3 protein-coding genes and 1 pseudogene are annotated in these 2,946 nt (G+C 50.7%); all 4 read right to left on the reverse strand.

The window, feature by feature from the left end; translation table 11 throughout:
• Window positions 1–872, reverse strand: an 872-nt coding sequence (locus XcuCFBP2542_RS18630; protein ID WP_104605715.1) for a peptidoglycan-binding protein, incomplete at its 3' end; no start/stop codon positions are given.
• Window positions 873–985: 113 nt separating this feature from the next.
• Window positions 986–1,789 (reverse strand): XAC2610-related protein, encoded by an 804-nt coding sequence (locus XcuCFBP2542_RS18635; protein ID WP_249027690.1) that lies wholly within the window; start codon window positions 1,787–1,789, stop codon window positions 986–988.
• A 213-nt stretch (window positions 1,790–2,002) separates the two neighbouring features.
• A complete protein-coding gene (locus tag XcuCFBP2542_RS18640) occupies window positions 2,003–2,494 on the reverse strand; it encodes a DUF4189 domain-containing protein (RefSeq protein ID WP_104605713.1) in 492 nt (163 codons plus the stop codon).
• A gap of 23 nt (window positions 2,495–2,517) precedes the next feature.
• A pseudogene (locus tag XcuCFBP2542_RS20165) lies at window positions 2,518–2,946 on the reverse strand (type IV secretion system protein); the annotation flags it as partial.

Here is a 2,946-nt window from a genome sequence, read left to right on the forward strand (position 1 = left end):
TTGGTCGCATGCTGCGACACCGCCTGACCCAAAGCAGCCCGCGTCTGTTGCCCCACCACGCCATCGACCTGCAAGCCATACGCGCGTTGGAATTGCTCCACCGCAAATTTGGTGTTACCACCGAAGTCGCCATCAGCCTGTAACGGCTTGCCATCGCGACCCGTGGCACCCAGTTGGGCGAGCTGGCTTTGCAGTTGCCTTACTGACTCGCCGCGTTCACCTTGTTCCAGTTTGCCGTCTTGCGTCTTTGCGGTGTGGTGATGAGAGCTTCCGGTCGCCGCCACACTCGCTTTTAGATCAACGCCATCTCGCTTGACGCTTTCGATCAGACTCGGAACACGACGTTCCCATGCCTCTGCATGCTCTTCACAGTCTTTTGCTGCCTTGACGCTCCACGGTTTACTGGGCGTCACGCCATTGACGACACGCCGAGCATTATAAACGTCATGACTATCGTTATCGATGTAGCGATCAAGGGGCTTGCCTGTAAACAGCCCGTCCCGCATACCGACAACCAAAACCTTTGCCGCAATCTCCGGATCCTTTGCTATATCGGGGTTGCGAACCATCTCACCGTTGAGGCCAAGCAACTTGTCAAATTTGGCATAGTTGTAATCGTGCGTGAGGTGCACGTAGCCACGACCATAGAATTCTTCGCCACCGCTATACCCTAGCTTACGCGCTTGACTGCGCCCGAAATCCTCCTCCGGCGCTTCAAAATTGCGCGTCTCATGTTGAGCGGTCGCCAACATGTACGAAATCTGCTTTGGATCGGTTACGCCATTCGCCAAGGCTGTCTTGACGATCAGCCTGACAGAAGACTCACGATCCACCCCAAAACCTTCGGTGCTACGGCCACGACCATCGCTCATAACATTCTCCGTACGTGCATGTCATTAGAATTTGTTGTTGAATCTTCGGCAGCTGAAACTCTCCAAAGATGCGTTGCATGTACTTGCTATCGGATAACCAGCCCGCTATTTTCTCAGTTGACCACCTCCTTCATTTCACCGCCATCAAGCCGCTCAGTACGCTTCTTTGGATTAGCTGGGTCATTCGTATCTTCGGTCACTCGCTCAACAAGCACTGCTTCGTTATTCTTAATCTCGTATCTATCGAAGACGTGAGTGCAACAGCCGTCACCTGACGTGGAAGTCAGTACATCACCCTTCACCGAAAACAAGCCATTCGCCATTACCGTAATATCTGACAATGATTGATTGAACACAAGGCGCTGCTGACCGGGATCAAAAAGGTAGATGCTGTAGGATGGGCCACCATAATTACCCTCTTTCCCAGTCCAGACCACCAAGTCTTCGTGACCATCGCCATTCAGATCCGTCAAGATGATGGAGTGACGATTCTTTTTATACGTTTCATCCAGCGGGCCGTGATAGAGCGTGGAGTTACTATCCAAATAGAGAGCCTCAGGCTCTAGAGCAATGGCTTTGCCGCCCGGAAATGTTATACTTACAACCGGCGAGCGATTGCACAACATGACCCCCGGACTATCTTCGCTACAATCTTGCGCTTTGATCGAGACAGCTATGCCGGCGATAGTTGCGTCCATCTCGCCCTGCCCGTTGAGTTTCTCATTGACAGAAGACGGCATCTTTAAATCCTCTCGCAGCCCATGCCCCCCTTTTTTTTCCACCCCAATTTTACCAGACAATTTTACCTCACCTTCTACCGAGGGCACATTACTAGGAGTGCAAGCCCCGACCAAGAGCGTGGAAATAAATGAAACTAAAACCATTTGGGGAAATTTCAATGCTCGCAAGCCAGTCATGAGTCACCCTAAAATCAGAACACATAAATTTTCTTAAAAAACATTAAAGTAAATCCACGCCTCATTACCGGAAATCCTGCAATCACCAGATGAGCGAAACGACGAAGAAGAGAGGAATAATTAACAAAAATAACACTCAAATAATCCAAGCCATCACTAACCCACCGAATCTTGGAAACTAGCGCAATAAGAATTCACCAGATCCCCAAAGCATCAATATCTCTTAAATATCGGCTCAGAGCATTCCGAATACACCACCCTACAGCCCCCAACCTTGCTTTTTTTACACGCATCAAGGCCTGATGAAATTGACTCTTCCTCACTCGCAGATGATTCGAAAAAACTCTGAGATTTTGAGGCAACTAGGGCAGCACATTGATTTTTGTAAACAAGCTTTACACTACAATCATTCGCGCCACCTATAGCACACTGCCTGATCGCCACATCTTTGGCCTCACTTTCAGACAATTTACCTACGGCGCTTCCAGCTTCACCGGTAGAATTTGAGTGCGCAATTGCACCCCAAGTCTTTATCCATTCACCAGTCGGCCTTGGCGCGGGAGTTGGAATATCACCTCTAGATGTACCAGAGTCTGGTCCACACTGCGGACTACCGGGCGCCACACCACTTGGACAAGCAGTTTGACCAAAAACGACGTTAATCGACAAGGTATTTATAAAAACTAACAGAAATAGTCGATTCATAATTTCCTCACCAATATAATAAATTATTTACTCGCAAGTCCTCGGCTACCGCTACTCGCATCCTGATATGGAGTAGATTCACTACGCATGACTGTAGTGGTTGAGCTTGTCTCCTGATTGTGTCTAGGAGTACGCTCTTTTTCAGGCGCCCCAGGCTCATACGGCCGGCCAGCTCCGGGCGATTGTCCCGCCCTATCCAACTGCCCCAGCGCAGAGTACGCCGTGAACTGGCCCAGCGTGCCCTGGAAGAAGGCGGCGGCCATTGGTGGTGCGGTGATGATGAGCGTCGTCAACACCAACCCCACTCCTCCCTGCTGCAGCGCCATGCTGCTGATGCCTTCGCCGTTGCCGCCGTTCAAGGCCCACTTCGCCAGGAATGCCACGCCCACCGCACCTACCACCTTGGTCGCCAAGCTTACCGTGAAAGTCAGTACCGACAGCGAGAACATCGT

Source organism: Xanthomonas cucurbitae, assembly GCF_002939885.1.
Classification (GTDB): domain Bacteria; phylum Pseudomonadota; class Gammaproteobacteria; order Xanthomonadales; family Xanthomonadaceae; genus Xanthomonas; species Xanthomonas cucurbitae.